15 protein-coding genes are annotated in these 16,764 nt (G+C 72.8%); 7 read left to right on the forward strand and 8 right to left on the reverse strand.

Features of this window, described 5'->3' with window-relative positions; translation table 11 throughout:
• Positions 1-550: 550 nt before the first annotated feature.
• Complete coding sequence (locus ACFXMF_RS40625) at positions 551-1,402, reverse strand: alpha/beta fold hydrolase (protein WP_379991081.1); 852 nt, start codon at positions 1,400-1,402, stop codon at positions 551-553.
• 103 nt (positions 1,403-1,505) lie between these two features.
• Here ACFXMF_RS40625 and ACFXMF_RS40630 point away from each other — a divergent pair, with 103 nt between their 5' ends.
• A complete protein-coding gene (locus ACFXMF_RS40630; protein ID WP_360309420.1) occupies positions 1,506-1,922 on the forward strand; it encodes a helix-turn-helix domain-containing protein in 417 nt (138 codons plus the stop codon).
• Between the two features lie 583 nt (positions 1,923-2,505).
• On the opposite strand, the gene lysA is transcribed toward ACFXMF_RS40630, so the two are convergent.
• Positions 2,506-3,846, reverse strand: a complete 1,341-nt coding sequence (gene lysA / locus ACFXMF_RS40635) for a diaminopimelate decarboxylase (RefSeq protein ID WP_379991082.1) — start codon at positions 3,844-3,846, stop codon at positions 2,506-2,508.
• Between lysA and ACFXMF_RS40640 the strand changes: the two genes are divergently transcribed.
• The gene (locus ACFXMF_RS40640; protein WP_379991083.1) at positions 3,845-3,967 is read left to right on the forward strand and encodes a hypothetical protein; all 123 of its coding nucleotides are present in this window, start codon (positions 3,845-3,847) and stop codon (positions 3,965-3,967) included. The two genes, lysA and ACFXMF_RS40640, sit on opposite strands and share 2 nt — an antisense overlap.
• 7 nt (positions 3,968-3,974) lie before the next feature.
• On the opposite strand, the gene ACFXMF_RS40645 is transcribed toward ACFXMF_RS40640, so the two are convergent.
• On the reverse strand, positions 3,975-4,532 hold the full coding sequence (locus ACFXMF_RS40645; RefSeq protein WP_380021078.1) for an SAV_915 family protein: 558 nt from the start codon (positions 4,530-4,532) through the stop codon (positions 3,975-3,977).
• A gap of 257 nt (positions 4,533-4,789) precedes the next feature.
• Between ACFXMF_RS40645 and ACFXMF_RS40650 the strand changes: the two genes are divergently transcribed.
• Entirely contained in the window at positions 4,790-5,044 is a 255-nt protein-coding gene (locus ACFXMF_RS40650) for a hypothetical protein (protein ID WP_360309413.1), read from the forward strand.
• Positions 5,045-5,122: 78 nt separating this feature from the next.
• On the opposite strand, the gene ACFXMF_RS40655 is transcribed toward ACFXMF_RS40650, so the two are convergent.
• The 3 genes from ACFXMF_RS40655 to ACFXMF_RS40665 all read right to left on the reverse strand — a co-directional run bounded on the left by ACFXMF_RS40655 (position 5,123) and on the right by ACFXMF_RS40665 (position 8,728).
• The gene (locus ACFXMF_RS40655; RefSeq protein ID WP_379991085.1) at positions 5,123-5,932 is read right to left on the reverse strand and encodes an aldose 1-epimerase; all 810 of its coding nucleotides are present in this window, start codon (positions 5,930-5,932) and stop codon (positions 5,123-5,125) included.
• A gap of 10 nt (positions 5,933-5,942) precedes the next feature.
• Entirely contained in the window at positions 5,943-7,484 is a 1,542-nt protein-coding gene (locus ACFXMF_RS40660) for an AMP-binding protein (protein WP_360309409.1), read from the reverse strand.
• 284 nt (positions 7,485-7,768) lie between these two features.
• Positions 7,769-8,728, reverse strand: coding sequence for a hypothetical protein (locus ACFXMF_RS40665; RefSeq protein WP_360309407.1), 960 nt, complete (start codon positions 8,726-8,728; stop codon positions 7,769-7,771).
• A 246-nt stretch (positions 8,729-8,974) separates the two neighbouring features.
• Here ACFXMF_RS40665 and ACFXMF_RS40670 point away from each other — a divergent pair, with 246 nt between their 5' ends.
• A complete protein-coding gene (locus tag ACFXMF_RS40670) occupies positions 8,975-9,403 on the forward strand; it encodes an SRPBCC family protein (RefSeq protein WP_360309405.1) in 429 nt (142 codons plus the stop codon).
• A 57-nt stretch (positions 9,404-9,460) separates the two neighbouring features.
• On the opposite strand, the gene ACFXMF_RS40675 is transcribed toward ACFXMF_RS40670, so the two are convergent.
• A complete protein-coding gene (locus ACFXMF_RS40675; RefSeq protein ID WP_379991086.1) occupies positions 9,461-11,458 on the reverse strand; it encodes a hypothetical protein in 1,998 nt (665 codons plus the stop codon).
• A gap of 185 nt (positions 11,459-11,643) precedes the next feature.
• On the opposite strand from ACFXMF_RS40675, the gene ACFXMF_RS40680 reads away from it, so the two are divergent.
• Both ACFXMF_RS40680 and ACFXMF_RS40685 read left to right on the forward strand, forming a co-directional pair.
• On the forward strand, positions 11,644-14,019 hold the full coding sequence (locus tag ACFXMF_RS40680; protein ID WP_379991087.1) for a pyruvate dehydrogenase: 2,376 nt from the start codon (positions 11,644-11,646) through the stop codon (positions 14,017-14,019).
• Between the two features lie 98 nt (positions 14,020-14,117).
• On the forward strand, positions 14,118-15,116 hold the full coding sequence (locus ACFXMF_RS40685) for a hypothetical protein (protein WP_360309399.1): 999 nt from the start codon (positions 14,118-14,120) through the stop codon (positions 15,114-15,116).
• 61 nt (positions 15,117-15,177) lie between these two features.
• On the opposite strand, the gene idi is transcribed toward ACFXMF_RS40685, so the two are convergent.
• Positions 15,178-15,729 carry an isopentenyl-diphosphate Delta-isomerase gene (gene idi / locus ACFXMF_RS40690; RefSeq protein WP_360309397.1) on the reverse strand — a complete coding sequence of 184 codons (552 nt, stop codon included), beginning with the start codon at positions 15,727-15,729 and terminating at the stop codon, positions 15,178-15,180.
• A 224-nt stretch (positions 15,730-15,953) separates the two neighbouring features.
• On the opposite strand from idi, the gene ACFXMF_RS40695 reads away from it, so the two are divergent.
• Positions 15,954-16,535, forward strand: a complete 582-nt coding sequence (locus tag ACFXMF_RS40695) for a hypothetical protein (RefSeq protein ID WP_379991088.1) — start codon at positions 15,954-15,956, stop codon at positions 16,533-16,535.
• Positions 16,536-16,764 lie beyond the last annotated feature (229 nt).

Consider the following 16,764-nt stretch of genomic DNA (forward strand, 5'->3'; position numbering starts at 1 on the left):
CACCTCCACCGATCCACGCCGACCGTTTAGCACAAAGCCATCCGCTGCCGACCAAGACGCGACCGCCGGCCGCGAACACCCGACCCACTCGGAAAGGCTCCCCGGCGGACCCGACCGGACCGCCCTCCGGCTCCGCCGTTGCCAGCGCCTTTCCCAGTGAGCAACGCCCGTGTCTCGCCGGGGAGTCCAAGGCTCCCGGCCGCCGGCGCCCCCGGGACCGGGCCCACCTCCACCAGCCCACGCCGACCGTTTAGCACTGAGCCATCCGCACCCAGCCCGACCAAGACGCGACCGCAGGCCGCGAACGCCCGGCCCACTCGGGAAGGCTCCCCGGCGGACCCGGCGAAAGCACCCTCCCGCTCCGCCGTTGCCGGCGCCTTTCCAGCCGAGCAACACCCACCTCTCGCCGGGAGACCCAGGGCTCCTGACCGCCGGCGACCCCGGGACCGGGCCCACCTCCGCCGAGCCACGCCGACCGTTCAGCACAAAGCCACCCGCCGTGCGCAACCCCGGCCTGAGGCGTGGATCGAACGTCAGCCCCGGTGCCCGGTCACGGTACTTTCGCGGTCTTGCCGGCCAGGAATGGATGCAGCAGCGTGAGCAAGGCGCGTGGGCGGTGCAGCGGGATGATGTGGCCGCAGTCTTCGATGACGTGTCCGGTGAGGTTGTCGGTGATCGGGCGGAGCTGGCGTTCCAGCGCAGCGCCGACGGGCCGGGCGCCCAACGCCATCGTCGGCACCGTCAGGCGGGCGGTGGCTACCGCCTGCTCGATCTGGACCGCGCTCTCGGGCAGCGCTCGGTAGTACGAGAACGCGCGGCTCAACGCCTGGCGGCCGGTGTATGCGCGGACGAAGGCATCCCGGAGGGCGGGGCGTACCCCGTCGCCGAGTGTGCCGGCGCGCAGAAACCAGTCGACGTAGGCGGCCTCGTGGCCCTCCAACACGGTCTCGGCAAGGCCGGGCGCGGCGGAATGGAAGCCGAACCACCACGGCGGCCCGTCGGCGAGGAATTCCTCGGCGCCGGGCAGCCTGCCCAGAAGGGACTCCATGACGACCAGGCGCCGGACGAGACCGGGGCGACGCAGGGCGAGGAGGAAGGCCGGCGCGGCACCCGCGTCGATGCCCACCACCGCGGCCGAGGACTCGCCGAGCGTGGTCAGCAGCGCTGCGGCGTCCTCGGCCAGGGTGCCCGCGTCGTACCCGGAGGCGGCCCGGCTGCTCGCGCCGAACCCGCGCAGGTCCGGCGCGATGACGCGGTAGCGGTCGGACAGGTCGGCCATGACGTCCGTCCACAGTTCCCAGGTGTGCGGGAAACCGTGCAGCAGCAGTACGGCCGGGCCCGATCCGACGAGAGCGACGTTCAGTTCGACACCGTTGACGGGGACGCGCCGCAGCTCGGGCATGGAGAGGCTCCAGGTGGGTGGTAAGGAATGGTGACCAGGTCACGTTAGGGAACTATCCTGGTCCGTCCAAGACGGCACTTTCCCTTCAGGTGGTGAGCTCCGAGTGACCACATCGAGGCCCGACGAACCCGGTCGGCGACCCGGCGAGCGGGGTGATCTGCTGGACCCGCGCTGCCCGACCCGCCAGTTGCTCGACCGTATCGGCACCAAATGGACGTCGATGGCGGTCAAGGTGCTGGCCGAGGAGGCTCCGGACGAACTCCGTTTCGCGGAACTGCGGCGCCGTATTGCGGGCATCTCCCAGAAGATGCTGTCCGTCACCCTGCAGAGCCTGGTCCGCGACGGTCTGGTCGCGCGCCGAGTGGAACCCACCGTGCCGCCGGCCGTTCACTACCGGCTCACCGAGCTCGGCCTGTCCCTCGAAAGACCGCTCTCCGCCCTGCGGGTCTGGGCCGAGACACACATGCCGGAGATCGACCGCAGCAACCAACTCGCCGACGAGTCACCACCCTCCAACTAGGTACGGACCGACTGTGCTGGTCACAGCCACTCGTTGGTGGCAGGCAACACCCGCATCTCGCCGGGGACTCCGGGGGTCCTGACCGCCGGTGACGGTGGGACCGGGTCCGCCTCCGCCAGTCCATGTCGACCGTTCGGCACAAGGCCATCCGCCTCCGCTGTCGACCAAGACGCGACCGCCGGCCGCAAACGCCCGACCCACTCGGGAGCGCTCCCGGCGGACCCGACGAAAGCACCAACGCGCTCCGCCGTTGCCGGCGCCTTTCCAGCCGAGCAACACCCCACTCTCGCCGGGGAATCCAGGGACCCTGACCGCCGGTAACCCCGGGACCGGGCCACAGCGGGCAACGGACAGCGCGCCTGCCACCCGACGGAAGTGGACCGGTGTCACCGCAGGCCGGCGCTGCGCCACCAAGCCGGCCCGACTCGCCGCCGCCTCACCCTCGCCGCCTCACCACCACACGCGCGCCCCTGGCCCCGACCCGGCCTGCCGGACGTCGCCGCCGGCCCGCGCCCGAGCGGCGCCCTGCCCGCGCCGACCGCGCTCCCCGTCGACCCGCCCGTCCGCCGGGGCATCGCGGTGCTCAGGTGGCCGAGGTGTCCGTGTCGGTGTCCCCGTCTCTCCGGAGTAGGTCCTCGATGGTTTCGCGGCGTAGGAGGGTGTGGGTGTTGCCGTTGTGGACGGCTATCACCGGGGGGCGGCCGACCAGGTTGTAGGTGGAGGCCATCGACTGTTGGTAGGCGCCGGCGGCGGGGATTGCGAGGAGGTCGCCGGGGTGGATGTCGTCGGGGAGGTCGACGTCGGGGGCCAGGACGTCGCCGGACTCGCAGTAGCGGCCGACGACGGTGACCCGTCGGGTCTGGGCCGCGCCCGGGCGGCCGACCAGGCGTACCGTCGTGCGTGCGCCGTACAGGGCCGGCCTCGGGTTGTCCGCCATGCCGCCGTCCACCGCCACGAAGACCCGGTGCGTGGTGCGCTTGACCACGAGCACCCGGTACAGCGCCACGCCGGCGGGACCGGTGACGGCCCGGCCCGGCTCGACGATCAGGCGCGGCACGGGCAGCTCGTACAGCGCACATTGGCGGGCCAGTTGCCGGCGCACGTCGATCGCGAACGACTCGATGTCCAAGGCGTGTTCGCCGGTCCGGTAGGCGATCCCGTGGCCGCCGCCCAGGTTCAGCTCGGGCAGTACGATCGCGTGCCGGTCGCGCAGTTCGGCCAGGAACCGTACCAGCGTGCCGATCGCTGCCAGCCAGGGCCGTACCGAGCCGATCTGTGAGCCCAAGTGGCAGTGCAGACCGGTCAGTTCAAGGTGCGGCTGGGCAACGGTGCGCAGCACCGCGTCGGTTGCGTCGCCCCGGGCGATGGACAGGCCGAACTTCTGGTCCTCACCGCCGGTACGGATCGCGTGGTGTGCGCCCGCCTCGATCCCGGGCACCACGCGCACCATCACCCGCTGCCGCCGCCTCGGCGCCACCAGCGCGGCCAACCGGGCGATCTCGGCCGGGTTGTCCAGCACGATCCGGCCCACGCCCAGGCGCAGCGCCGCGCGCAGCTCGTCCGCCGATTTGGCGTTGCCGTGCAGGATGATCCGCTCGCCGGGCATCCCGGCCGACGTGGCCAGCGCCAACTCGCCGGCCGAGCACACATCGAGCCCGAAGCCCTCCTCGCGCAGCCAGCGGACCAGGCCGCGACACAGGAACGCCTTGGCGGCGTAGGCGATCTCGACGCCCGGCAGCGCGCGGCGGTAGGCCCGGCAGGTGTCCCGTACGTGTTGTTCGTCCAGTACGTACAGTGGCGTCCCGAACCGTTCCGCGAGTTCGGCCAGCGGCAGGCCGCCGACCGCCAGATCGCTGCCGTGCGCCCGGGTCGAGCGCGGCCAGACGGCCGCGTCCACAACCGGCTCCGCAAGCGTGACGGACATGGCGACTCCCTTGTACACAAGCATGGGCACGAACCCGGAGATGAACCTGGACATGAACCCGGGCATGAGCCTGAGCATGAACCCGGGCACGGGCCAGGGCATCAGCCCGGGCAATGGGTGACGGCAGGTCAGCCGACGACGGAAAGCACGACGAGAAGCGCGGTGACGACGGCGGTGGTCCGCAACGCGCCGAGCAACTGCGGTTCCCAGAAAGGTCCGACGCCCAACGCAAGGCCACCCGCCCCAAGGCCACCCGCCCCGCCGAGCCGCGCCCCCGCACGCGAGTGGGCCGGCCCGACATCCGCCACCGGGCGCCGGCCGGCCTCGGCGGGCACCACCCCGACCCCACCCCCGCCCCCGGCCGAAACAGCCGTCGCCGCCACCGGCTCCGCGTGCCGCACCGGTGCCGCCGAGAGCCCCGGGTCGACCAGCAGACGCTCGCCGCCGACCTCGTCCACGAGCGAGCGCACCGCGCCCGCCCCGAGTCGGATCCACCCCTGCTCGACGCCCAGCACCGCACGCAACCGCGCCACCGACGTGAACGCGACCACCACCCGGGCACCCAGCGGATCCCGGCACAGCCGGACCACCCGAGCCCCGTCCACCGACCGCACCGGCACGATCAACACGCACCGGGCGGTGGTCGTAGAAGCGGGTTCCTCATCGGTGATCAACACATCCGACACGACAACCTCCGAAGTCCGGCTCCGCAGCCAACCGCGAGCCCCACCTCAGACGCTACGACGCCCCATACCGGGCAACCCCGTCCCTACCGCGCCCTTGATCATCCCCACCCCGTTGTTGACGCCCCCCTGACGCGATCCCGAACAAAACCCGGGAAATCCGCGCACATCGACCCGCCGAGAGCCCGCCCGACCCACGGCCCGCGCCCTGTGCCAACCTCGATGCGCATGCCGACGCCCGGCGGCGAAAGGAAGCGCAGATGTACGACGGACGAGCCGGGCTCCGGGCCTGCTACGTCATCCTCCGTGCCTGGCTCGCCCTGTATCTCCTCTCCAGGCTGCCGGCCCTGCTCTCCGACGAATGGCAATACCGCCTGTGGTCCCCGCTGACCGCAACCCTGTCGATCACCGCGATGACCGTCCACGCGCTCGTCGTCATCCGCCGAGAGCTCCGTAAATCCCGCTCCCGAGCAACAGCCCACCACCCACACCCGGAGCAACACCTGGACGAATAGACGGCCGGACAAGTGGACGGGTGGACGGGTGGACGGGTGGACGGGTGGACGGGTGGACGGGAAAGCCCACCCCAGCGCCTAAGCCACCCCGCCCCACGCCCACTCCGTCGTCGCCACCAACGGCTCCCCCGGGCGCACCAGCCGCTGCGTCGGGCCCACCAGGCCGTTCGGCGGGCCGGTCTGCGGCTCCACGCACACATGCTCCGGCGGCAGGTCGTACACCACCGTGTAGTCGCAGTCCGAGGTCATCCGCAGCCGCAACGCCCCGGGCCAGGACAGCGTCGCGTCCACCCCGCCGGGCGTCCCGTAGCAGTCGTCACGGGGGCCCGGCAGTGGGGATATCCGGCGTCCGGTGGGCAGGTAGTCGGCGCCGCGCTCCTCCTGCCAGGCGGGCGTGAAGGACAACTCCAGCTCGCCGCCCACCGCCAACCGCCGCCGGAACCACGGGTGCCAGCCGGCCTGCGCGGGAAACGTCGCGTCCTCGGACTCGATCCGCAATACCGTGACCAGCCCGTCGGACGTCAGCGTGAAGGTCTGCTCGACCCGCCCCGCGAACGGCCACGGATCGGTCAGCGCGAACTCGAAGACCGCCGACGCCGCGTCCCCGTCGAGTTGTTTCCAGGACCCCCGATACCCCAGCCCGTGCAGCGCGTGCGGCGCCGCGTCGGCCGGGAACTCGTGGACGGCGCCGTCGAATTCGAACCGGGCCGCACCCATCCGGCCGACCCACGGCACCATCGGGTAACTGCCCCACTCGGCCGGCCGCTCGCCCTCGGTCCGCAGCAGTTCGAGCCCGCGCACCCGCAACGAGCCGAGCCGGCATCCGGCGTCCGGCAGAATCCGCGCCTCGGCGCCTTCGGAACGCAACCACACTTCGCCGTCGATCATGGTCGGCAGATTACGCGTAGCGTTCCCGAAGCTCCTTCTTGAGCACCTTTCCGGCCGCATTCCGGGGCAGCGCGGCGACGATCTCGATACGCTCCGGGAACTTCTGCCGCATCACTTCCCGAGTGTCCAGGAAATCCCGCACCGTACCCAGATCCGGCGGAATCGCCGGATCCGTCGGCACGATCACCGCGCACACCAGTTCGCCGCGTTCAGCGTCCGGCAGGCCGATCACGGTGACCTCCGCGACCGTCGGGTGGGCGTCGAGCAGATCCTCGACCTCCTTGGCGCTGATCGTCTCGCCCTTGCGCAGGATGACGTCCTTGAGCCGCCCGGTGATGTACACATTGCCCTGCTCGTCCAGCCGGCCCAGATCGCCCGTACGCACCCGCCCGACCTCGTCGAACGCCTCGGCGTCCAGCCTCGCGTCCAGGTAGCCACGCATCACCTGCGGCCCGCGCACCCGCAGTTCGCCCTCCGCGCCGATCGGGAGCGCCGCGCCGTCCGGGCCGACCACGGTGACCTCCACCCCGCGGGTGGGCCGGCCCTCGGCCCGGGCCAGCACGTCGTCCGGGTCGTCCGGGCCCGCCATGGTCAGGATCGGCGCCTCGGTCATCCCCCACCCGGCCAGGATGCCGACGCCGCCCAGTTCGTGCTTGATGTCGTGGTGCAGCCCGGGCGGCTTGGGCGCGCCGCCGCCCGGGCAGCTCCGCAGGTACGGGAAGAGCGGGTCGCCGGCCGGCCGGCGGCGCTGGGCGGCCAGCCAGGTCTGGTGGAACACGGTGCCCGCGCCCGCCAGCGTGACCCGCTCGCGGCGCAGCAGTTCCGGCGTGTCCTCGGGGTGGAACGCCTCGGTCAGGATCATCGTGACGCCGTGCGTGAGCGCCGCGGTCAGCCAGGTCGTACAACCGCCGATGTGCGCGAACGGGAAGACCAGGGCGACCCTGTCCCCTTCGCGTGCGCCGATCCGGTCCGCCATGCCGACGCCCGCGGCCATGATCGTCGCGTCGGTGTGCCGGGCGCCCTTGGGGTCGGCGGTGGTCCCGGAGGTGTAGAAGTACCAGCGCACCGGGGCCTCTTCGGGCGTACCGGGCACCTCCGGCGGAGGCGGCAGCACGGCCGGGTCGCCGGTCGGCAGCGGTTCGTCCAGGACCAGCAGTTCCAGGCCCGGGACCCGGTCGCGCACCCGACGGGCCAGTTCGGGGTAGTCGTAGCCGCGCCAGACCGGTGGCACGATCAGCATCGAGGCGCCGGTCTGCCGGGTGACGAAGACGAGTTCGCGTTCGCGCTGGACCGGCATCACCGGGTTCTGCACCACGCCGAGCCGGGACAGCGCGCCGACCAGCACGACGGATTCGAGCCGGGTGGGCAATTGCCAGGTGACCGCGGCGCCCGCGCTCAGGCCCCGGGTGTACAGGAACGCCGCCAGGGCCTCGGCCGCATCGCGGAATTCGCGGTGGGTCAGCCGTCGGCCGCGCTCGTCGACCAACAACTCGCCATCGGGCGACTCGGCCGCCCGCGCCTCGATGGCCGCCCAGAGGCTCGTATGTGTCACCGTCGCACCCTCCTCGCCCCGCCCGTCCCGAATACCTATCAGGAACGGTCGCGACCCGACAGGCCACCGACGCCCACGCACCCACCCGAGCCGACCCCGCACCGCCGCAGCCTCACCCGCGCGGGACACCGAGCCCCACGGACGACAGGACGCCGAGCCGCACGGACGGGCGAGGCCGCCGACCCTCACGGACAACACAACGCCAAACCGCCCGGACAAGCGAGGCCGCCGGCCTCACGGACGGCACAAACCCCAAGCCACCCCGACGAGCAGGGCCTCGACCCTCACAAATACAGAAAGTGCGGCGACACCACGATCACCGAAGGCACCAGCAGCGCCGCCGCCGTCAGCAACCGCAGCCCGGCGGAGGCGACCGGCGCGCCCACTCGCACGCCCGCGACGGCCACCTCGGGGTGGGCGGTCGCCTGCACCTGGTGCACCGTCAGCTCCTCCTGGCGCTGCTGCGGCCAGGCGAAGCACGGGCAGAACGGCCCGCCCGCCTGCCCGGGGCCGGACAGCTTGACGATCGCCCGGCGCAGGTTGACCCGCGCGATCGAGCCGTGCACGTCCGCGTCCGCCGCCTTCTCCGACAGTTCGGCGGCGTGATCGGCCCATTCGCCGAAGAACCGCACCGTCGGGTAGGCGTCGGCCAGCGTGTCGGCGCAGACCATCCACTGTGCGTCGCGCCGGCGCAGGTGCCCCGCCATGTGGGTGAGCACCGCGTTCAGTTCCTCCGGGCGGAGCAGGTCCAAGGCCCGCGTGGTGGCCTCCACACGCGGCGGTCGGGACGGCAGCAACACCAGTCGCGGTGCCTCGTCCTCGACGATCACCAGGCGCGGTCGGCCGCCGGCCTCCTCGTCCAGGAGCGGCGCGCAGTTCTCCAGCCGGTCCAGTTGCACGTGCAGCGCCCGCCGGTAGTCGCGGGTGGCTCCCGCGCCCCGCCGCCAGCCGACCACCACGACCACCAGCGCCAGCACGGCGACGACTATCTGCGCGACCAGCGGCACGTGCGGCATGCCGATCTGCGGGTCGAAGCCGGCCGCCCGCATCGGGGCGAGCCACAGGTCGGGCGTGTAGACCGGCACGGCCAGCGCGAACGAGGCGAGCACGCCACCGGCGGCGGCCCGCCAGGCGCGTTGCACGTGGCGCGGGCTGAAGCCGCTGTGTTCGGCCCGGCGCAGGACTTTGGGGGCGGTCACCAGGATGGCCGCCGCGAAAGCCGTCAGCACAAGTCCGTACAACACGTCCTCGCCGCCCCTTTCTGGCCTCGTCGCCGCCGTTCCCGTCCGGCCCTGCAACGGTTCTAGGCGCCAAGTGGTTTCCGCGTCCAGGAGACAGGCCACATCGGTCGGGTGATTTATTCGGCGGACACCAACCACCCGGTGGTATTGCGACCCGATGCGGACCCGGATCGAATCGGCGTGGAAACCGATTCGAATTGCATCGTCCCATCTCCACGCGCGTAATTTCGAACCCATGGGAGTGCCTTCATGCACGAGATCTCACGTTCTGCTGTGATCGCCGCCACACCGGACAAGGTCTGGGCGGTCATCGGCGACTTCGGCGCCCTCGGCGACTGGCACCCGGTGGTGCCGCCGAGCACGATCGAGGGCGGCGGCGACGCCAACACCCCGGGTGCCGTACGGGCGTTCGCGATCGACGGCGAGGTGCTCTCGCGCGAGGAGCTGCTCAGCCACGACGCGGACGCGCATCGGATGACGTATCGCCTGATCCAGGTGCCGCTGGCGGTGCGCGACTACGTGGGCTCGCTCGTGGTGACGCCGCACCCGGACGGCAGCGAGGTGGTCTGGTCGGCCACCTACGACAGCGACGAGGACCTGGTGGAGACCGTCGAGGCGGTGTTCGCCGACGGCACCTACGGCGCGGGCCTGACCGCCCTGCAGGAGCGCTTCGCGTAGGACCCGCCCGACCCCTCGGGCGCCCCCGACCGCACGTCGCGGGCGCCCGAATCGGCGTCACATCCGGGTCTGGCCGACCACCCGCACGCTCTCGTCCTCGGCGCGATAGGCGATCCGCAGGCATCCGCTCCCGTCCAGCACCGGCACCGGGTCGCTCGCCGCGTCCGGTGCGAGCGACGCGTACTCGTTCCGATCGTCGGTCTCCGGCCCGGTTTGTCCCTTCACCCACAACACGCCGTCGGTGCTGCGGACGACGACCACGATCCGCCCGTCGACCGCGGCGATCGCGCGTACCGCGCCGCCGACCGCGCCGAACAGCGGCTCCGGCTCGCCCCAGCCGTCCTTGCCCGCGATCGAGGTCCACAGGGCGCCGTCGGCCCCGACGACCACGACCTGTGCCCGCCCGTCGGCGCCCACCGCGACGGTCGGCGGCCGGTCCGGCAGCGCACCGTCCAGGACCGGCTCGAACTCCGCCCAGGGCCCGTCCGGCCCCTGCTGCCGGATCGACCACACCCGACCGGCCGGGTCCACGTGCACGAGCACCTGCCGACCCTCGCCGTCGCGAACCGTGGCCATCCCGGCCGTCCCGGCCACCCCGGCCGTCGACGCGCCGGCCGGGATGCCGCCCGCGACCGGCCCGCCGCCCAGGCGCTCGGCGGCCGGCCGGCCCCCAACCGCCTCACCGGTGTCCGGCCGCACGTGCCACAGCGCGCCGTCGGTGCCCCGGTAGTAGACCTCCGGTCGTCCCGACGCGCCGAACCCGACGACCGGATCGCCGACCACGCCGTCCGCGAGGGTCCGCGCGGCGAGCCAGGTCTCGTCGTCGCCGGCCCGGCACAACAGGCGCAGCGCGTCTCCGGCACGGAAGAACACCAGGAGCCGCCCGTCGAGGGCCCGGGCCGCGACCGGAGCACCGTCGATCGGCTCCCCCAGGTCCACCCACGGCGTCCACTCCCCGTCCGGGCGTTCGGCGCGCGTGCACACGTGGTGCGCGTCCGCGCCGTGCGCGAAGACCACGACCCGCCCGTATCGGTCGAGCGTGACGCCCGGGCCGCCCACGATCGTGCCGCCGAGATCGACCGGCGCGGCCCAACTCCCGGTCCGGGTCACCGGCAGTGCCCCCGCCGCCCCGACGAACGCCTGATGGAACGGACTGCGCCCGATCGGTACCGAGTACAGGATCGTGTCGTCGGCCGTGTCGACGATCGACGCGACGACGCCGTCCCCCGATCCCACGTTCATCACCACCGCGCGGGTTCCTCCCGAAGTGAGCGTGACCGCCCCGGCGTTCGGCGTGTCGACGCTGCCGATCACCGCCCGGGTGACCGGGTCCGCGATCCGCAGGTCGCGGGCGGCGGCGGGCACCACGTACAGCCGGGAGCCGTCCGGGGAGACCGCGACGTCGGTGGCGCCGCCGTCGATCGCGATCGCGCCGAGACGGCCCAGGGTGGCCGCGTCCAGGATGTCCACGCCGCCCTCGCCGGCGACGTAGACGGTCAGCCCGTCCGGCGCGCAGGCCAGCCCCCGGGGCGCCTTCGTCGTGCCCGAGGTGGTGCTGCCGTCGGCCAGGTCGAGCACGGTGATCAGGTCCCGGTCGAAGGTGCCCAGGTAGAGCCGGCCGCCGCCGGGGGCCGGCGCCAGCACCGTGGCCGGGGCGGGCACCGGGTAGCTGCGCACCACCGTGTTCAGCGTGGTGCTGAGCACCTCGATCGTGTACGGCGTGCAGCCGTCGTCCGCCGGCGGGCAGGACGCGAAGTAGACGGCGCGCGCGTCGGGGGCCGCCACCGGCGAATACGGCCAGCGCGCGGCGATCCGGCCCAGCACGACCGGCGACTCGGTGTCGATCACGGTGATCACCCCGCGCTCCGGCGAGGTGACGTACACGGATCCGCCCGGGACGGCGGCCACGCCGAGGACGCCGGGCACGTCGATGGTGGCGAGCGCGGTGCCGGTGACCACGTCCAGGACGGTGACCGTGTCGGATCTGTGGTTGGTGACGTACGACGTGAGCGTCGCGATCGGCGGCGGTCCGCCGGGTATCGCGGGATGGGCCATGGCATGCCTCCGGAGGCGTGGGGACGATCCATCGGATAGGTGCGGTGGCGCTCGGGACAGACCAACAGCACCCGGACGCTCTGTCAATCCACGGCCACCGACAGCGACCCCGAACCGCCTCGCGTATCGCATGGTGAGACGATCGCCGTATGCTTCGGCCACCCCGAACCGATCTTGAGGTGACCATGCATCGCAGCGACACGGACCACGCCGCGGCCGCGCTCGGCATCGACCTGCCGGTCCTGGAGGCGGTCCAGCGCCGCATCCTCTGGCTCGCCACGCGCATCGTCGACTCCGCGAACCACGACCGGCCGAACCCGGACGGGATCAAGGTCGGCGGCCACCAGGCGTCCTCGGCGTCGCTGGTGTCCGCGATGACCGCGCTGTGGTTCGCGCACCTCGACGGCCCGGACCGGATCAGCGTCAAGCCGCACGCGTCGCCGGTCTTCCACGCGATCCAGTACCTGCTCGGCAACCTGGACCGGGCGTACCTGACCACGCTGCGCGCCAAGGGCGGGCTCCAGTCGTACCCCAGCCGCACCAAGGACCCGGACCGCGAATGGGTGGACTTCTCCACCGGCTCGGTCGGCCTGGGCGCCGCGGCCCCGCTGTTCGGCGCCGCCGCCCGGCGATACGTGGACGCGCACTTCGGGCCGCGACCGGCGTCCCGCTTCGTCGCCCTGTTGGGCGATGCCGAGTTGGACGAGGGCAACATCTGGGAGGCCATCGCGGACCCGGCCACCCAGGGCCTGGGCAATGTGATGTGGCTGGTCGACTTCAACCGGCAGTCGCTGGACCGGGTGGTGCCCGGGGTGCGGATCGACCAGTGGCGCGGCCAGTTCGAGGCGGCCGGCTGGCATGTGGTCGAGGTCAAGTACGGCCGCCGGCTCCAGGCCGCGTTCGAGCGGCCCGGCGGTGCGGCGCTCAAGGCGTGGATCGACGCGATGCCCAACGAGCAGTACCAGGCGTTGTTCGGCCTCGCCGACCGGGACGTGCGCGCGCACTTCCTGGACGGCGCGCCGGCCGACGTCGCGGCCACCGTCGCGGACGTGCCCGACGCCGAACTGCACGCGCTGGTCACCGACCTGGGCGGGCACGACATCGCCGCCCTGCTCGACGCCTACCGGCGCTGCGACGCGGTCACCGATCGACCCAGCGTGGTCTTCGCGTACACCGTCAAGGGCTGGGGCCTGCCGATCGCGGGCAACCCGCGCAACCACTCCGCGCTGCTGAGCACCGAACAGGTCGCCACGCTGCGCACCGGGTTCGGACTGACCGAGCGCACCGAGTGGGACCGCTTCGACGCCGCCACCCCCGAGGGCATCCTGGCCGGGCAGCGCCGCGAGTACCTGGCCCGCGCCCCCAAGCCGGGCCCGCTCGGCGTCGCGGTCGCCGCCGCCACCGGTCAGCGGATGACCAAGCCGGTCTCCACCCAGGAGACCTTCGGCCGGGTCCTGGTCGAGCTCTCCCGCGACCCCGCGCTGGCGCCGTACCTGGTGACCACCGCGCCCGACGTGGCCACCTCCACCAACCTGGCCGGCTTCATCAACCGCACCGGCGTGTTCGCGCCCACCGACCGCCGCGCGTGGTCCGGCGAGGGTGCGCTGAAGTGGATCGAGGGCCCGAGCGGGCAGCACATCGAACTGGGCATCTCCGAGATGAACCTGTTCCTGCTGCTCGAACAGCTCGGCCTCGCGGGCGACTTGTCCGGGCAACCGCTGATCCCGATCGGTACGGTCTACGACCCGTTCGTGTGCCGCGGCCTGGACGCGTTCATCCACGCCGTCTACTCCGGCTCGCGATTCATCGTGGCCGGCACCCCCTCCGGCGTGACGCTCGCTCCCGAGGGCGGCGCGCACCAGTCCACGATCACCGCGTCGATCGGGCTCGAACTGCCCGGCACCACGCTGATCGAGCCCGCCTACGGCACCGCGCTGGACTGGTTGTTGTGCGACGCGGTGGGCCGGATCGCCGGTGGCCCGGACCACGGTGTCGAACCGGACAACGGCGCCTACTACTTCCGGCTGACCACCCGGCCGATCGACCAGGCGCCGTTCGAGGCCGCCCGGACCCGACTCGGCGACGCGTTGTTGCGCCGCCAGGTGCTCGCGGGCGCCTACCGACTGCTGGAGGCGCCCGATCTGCCCGGCGCGCCCACGGTCTACCTGGCCGCCTCCGGCGCGGTGCTGCCCGAGGTGCTGACCGCCGCGCACGAGCTGCGCGACGAGGGCATCGCGGCGCACGTCGTGGACATCACCTCGGCCGACCGGCTCTACGCTGCCTGGCAGCGCACCCTGCGCCAAGGGGTGCGCACCGCGACCACGCCTTCCGCGCCGGGCGCGCTGCGCACCGCGTTCCCGCATCGGGCGCCGGTGGTCACCGTGCACGACTCGTCCTCGCACACGCTCGCCTGGCTCGGCTCGGCGCTCGGCGTGCCGAGTGTGCCGCTGGGCGTGGACCAGTTCGGCCAGACCGGCCGGATCGAGGATCTGTACGAGCTGCACGACCTGTTGCCCGGATCGATCGTCAACGCGGCGCTGGCCGCGCTCTCGCTCGCCTGACGGACCGGCCGCCGGGCGGGCGCCGGCCGGCCCGCCCGGCTCGCTCACGCGTACGGTATGCCTGCTGACGGAGCGTTCGACGATTCGAGGAGCTGTGCATGCGACACGGGGGCATGGGACGACGGTGGAGCACCTGGACGGCGGCGGGCCTGACCGCCGCCGTCGTCCTGACGGGGTGCTCGTCCGACTCCGGCGACAAGAACGACAAGGGCGGGCAGGACAAGAAGGCGGGCGGCACGGGGGCGCCGACCGGCGGCGCGGCACCCGCCGGCAAGGGCGACCAGGATCCGAAGTCGGTCTGGGCCGCGCTGCTGGCCGCGACCACCACCCAGCAGGTGGTCGAGTACCACGGGGTGCGGACCGCGACCGGTGACACCGGCAAGGAGCAGACGGTCCGCGAGGACCTGTGGTCCTGGTACGACGCCGCCGGCAAGACCGCGTTCACCGACCGCGCGTACCAGGTCGCCGCGAACGCGCCGATCAAGCGCTCGTCGTGCGAGGCGGGCAAGGAGTGGAGCTACAACAACGCGCTCAAGCAGTGGACCGACACCAAGCGCCCGTGCGTGGTGGACATGGCCCGGGAGGGCAAGTACGTCGGTGACGGCATCCTGCCGACCGGCCTGACCGCCGAGCAGGCCAAGACGTTCGCCGCCCAACTCGAAGCCACGCCGGGCTGGTTGACCCCCTCGGCGGTGGAACCGGCGCAGCAGAAGGGCAAGTCGTACCTGCGGCTGACCGTGGACCTCAAGCCGCAGCCGAGCGGCGCCGGCTCCAGTGTCAACACCGATCTGCTGCTCAAGGCGTTCCGCGCCACCATCCCCGACTTCACCAAGGGGCCGTACCAGATCGAGAACTTCGGTCAGCAGAGCGGTTCGCCGGTGCGCGCGGTGTTCTGGATCGACCCGGCCACGCACCTGCCCGCGTACTCGGAGGTGAGCACGACCGTGGTGGACAAGGGCGCGGCGACCGGCGCGTTCCGGCAACTGCGCACGGAGTACGTCTTCGGCGGCCCCGCGCCCAAGCCGGATCACGGCACGCTGGTCCCGGCGCCCGCGCCGACCTGGCCCGAACAGGGCACCAAGCCGCCGCAGGTCTGAGCCCGCGCACCGCGAAGGGCGGGTCCGGGGTTCCGGACCCGCCCTTCGCGTCGTCGTGTGCTCAGCGCGCGGCGAGCGCCGCGAGCGGCTCCCGGACCGGGTCGAGCACCGCGCTCAGCCACGCGGTGTGCTCGTGTGCGGCCAGCCACGCGTCCAGTTCGGCCAACGGCACGTACGCGACGTCGTCGACCTCCTCCGGGTCGAGCCCCAGATCGTCGCCGGCCAGGCCGACGAAGAGGTGGTTGAACTCCTTCTCGACCAGGCCCGAGACCTCGTCGGTGACGTCGTAGGTCACCAGGCCGGCCGATTCGAGCGTGGTGGGCTTGACGCCCAGCTCCTCGTTCAGTCTGCGCAGCACCGCGTCCCTGGGGTCCTCGCCCGGAAACGGGTGGCTGCAACACGTGTTGGACCATCGGCCCGGCGAGTGATACTTCGTCAGCGCCCGACGCTGCATCAACACCCGGCCCTCGTCGTCGAGGAGGAAGACCGAGAACGCACGGTGCAGCAGACCCGGCGGCTGATGAGCCTCCAGTTTCTCCGCGAGGCCGATCGTGTTCCCTTGGGGGTCCACCAACTCGACCATGACCCGACCGTCCGGCTGCTCCTGCGCCATGTGCTCTCCCTGCTGTTCGGCCTTGCCTGCACAGTATCCGGCGGGCGGGTCAACGGGCCCTCGATACCGCGCCGACGCCCGCTACATCGTTGTCTGTAGGCCGGAATCCCACCTGCCGACGATCCCCGGGCCGCGTCCGCGCGAGAGGCTGGTGGAGTCCGTTCGCCGGTGCTCTCGTCCCCCCGGGGCGAGCCGCCCGGCCCCGCTCCGAGGAGGTGATCACCGTGGTCGTCGCCATGATCGTGGCCTGCGAGGTGGGCTTTTGGGTGTTGATCGCCCTGGGCCTGCTGAGCCGCTATGCCCTGCGGCGTCGCCGGCTGAGCAACGTGTTCCTGTACGGCACGCCGCTGCTGGAGGTGATCCTGCTCGTGGTCGCCGTGGTGGACCTGCGCGGCGGCGCCACCGCCGGCGCGCGGCACGGGATCGCCGCGTTGTACATCGGGATCACCGTGATGTTCGGCCACCGGGCGATCCGGTGGGTGGACCAGCGGGTGGGCTACCACTTCCTCGGCGGGCCGCTGCCGTGGCGACCGCCGGCTCGGGGGATGGATCGGGTCCGGTACGAGGTGATCGAGTTCGCCCGCATGGTGGGCGCGATGGCGATCGCCGGAGCGCTGCTGGGCCTGTTGATCCTGGTCACCGGCGACGCCGAGCGCACGAAGGCGCTGACCGACTTCTTCGGCGCCCTCGGTGGGCTGACCGCGATCTCGCTGGTGATCTCGGCGGTGGGCGCGTTCGAGGCGTTCGGCAAGCCGCCCAAGCCCAAGCCCCCGCCGCGCCGGCTGCGCGATCGCGCCGCCGCCTGACGGGCCCGCGCGGCGCCCCGGCGCCCGCCCGACGGGCCGCGGGGGGGGGGCAAGAAGGGGGGTTGGACGGGGGGGGGGCGGCCACCGGGAGTGGGGGGGGGGCCCGCGGGCCGCGGGGCGGGAGGGGGGGGCCGGGCGGCGGGGGGGCGCCCCCCGGGGCGGGGGCAGGGGCGGGGGCCCCCCCCCCCCGCCCCCCAACCCCGAACAACCCCCCCCCCCCGCCCCGCGC

The organism is Embleya sp. NPDC059213, assembly GCF_042754445.1.
Lineage (GTDB): Bacteria > Actinomycetota > Actinomycetes > Streptomycetales > Streptomycetaceae > Embleya.

Coding starts and splice junctions, on each gene's coding strand:
- ACFXMF_RS40625 (WP_379991081.1), bottom strand. CDS start 1,402: ATGCCCGAGCTGCGGCGCGTCCCCGTCAACGGTGTCGAACTGAACGTC.
- ACFXMF_RS40640 (WP_379991083.1), top strand. CDS start 3,845: ATGGCGACTCCCTTGTACACAAGCATGGGCACGAACCCGGAGATGAAC.
- lysA (WP_379991082.1), bottom strand. CDS start 3,846: ATGTCCGTCACGCTTGCGGAGCCGGTTGTGGACGCGGCCGTCTGGCCG.
- ACFXMF_RS40650 (WP_360309413.1), top strand. CDS start 4,790: ATGTACGACGGACGAGCCGGGCTCCGGGCCTGCTACGTCATCCTCCGT.
- ACFXMF_RS40655 (WP_379991085.1), bottom strand. CDS start 5,932: ATGATCGACGGCGAAGTGTGGTTGCGTTCCGAAGGCGCCGAGGCGCGG.
- ACFXMF_RS40670 (WP_360309405.1), top strand. CDS start 8,975: ATGCACGAGATCTCACGTTCTGCTGTGATCGCCGCCACACCGGACAAG.
- ACFXMF_RS40675 (WP_379991086.1), bottom strand. CDS start 11,458: ATGGCCCATCCCGCGATACCCGGCGGACCGCCGCCGATCGCGACGCTC.
- ACFXMF_RS40680 (WP_379991087.1), top strand. CDS start 11,644: ATGCATCGCAGCGACACGGACCACGCCGCGGCCGCGCTCGGCATCGAC.
- ACFXMF_RS40685 (WP_360309399.1), top strand. CDS start 14,118: ATGCGACACGGGGGCATGGGACGACGGTGGAGCACCTGGACGGCGGCG.
- idi (WP_360309397.1), bottom strand. CDS start 15,729: ATGGCGCAGGAGCAGCCGGACGGTCGGGTCATGGTCGAGTTGGTGGAC.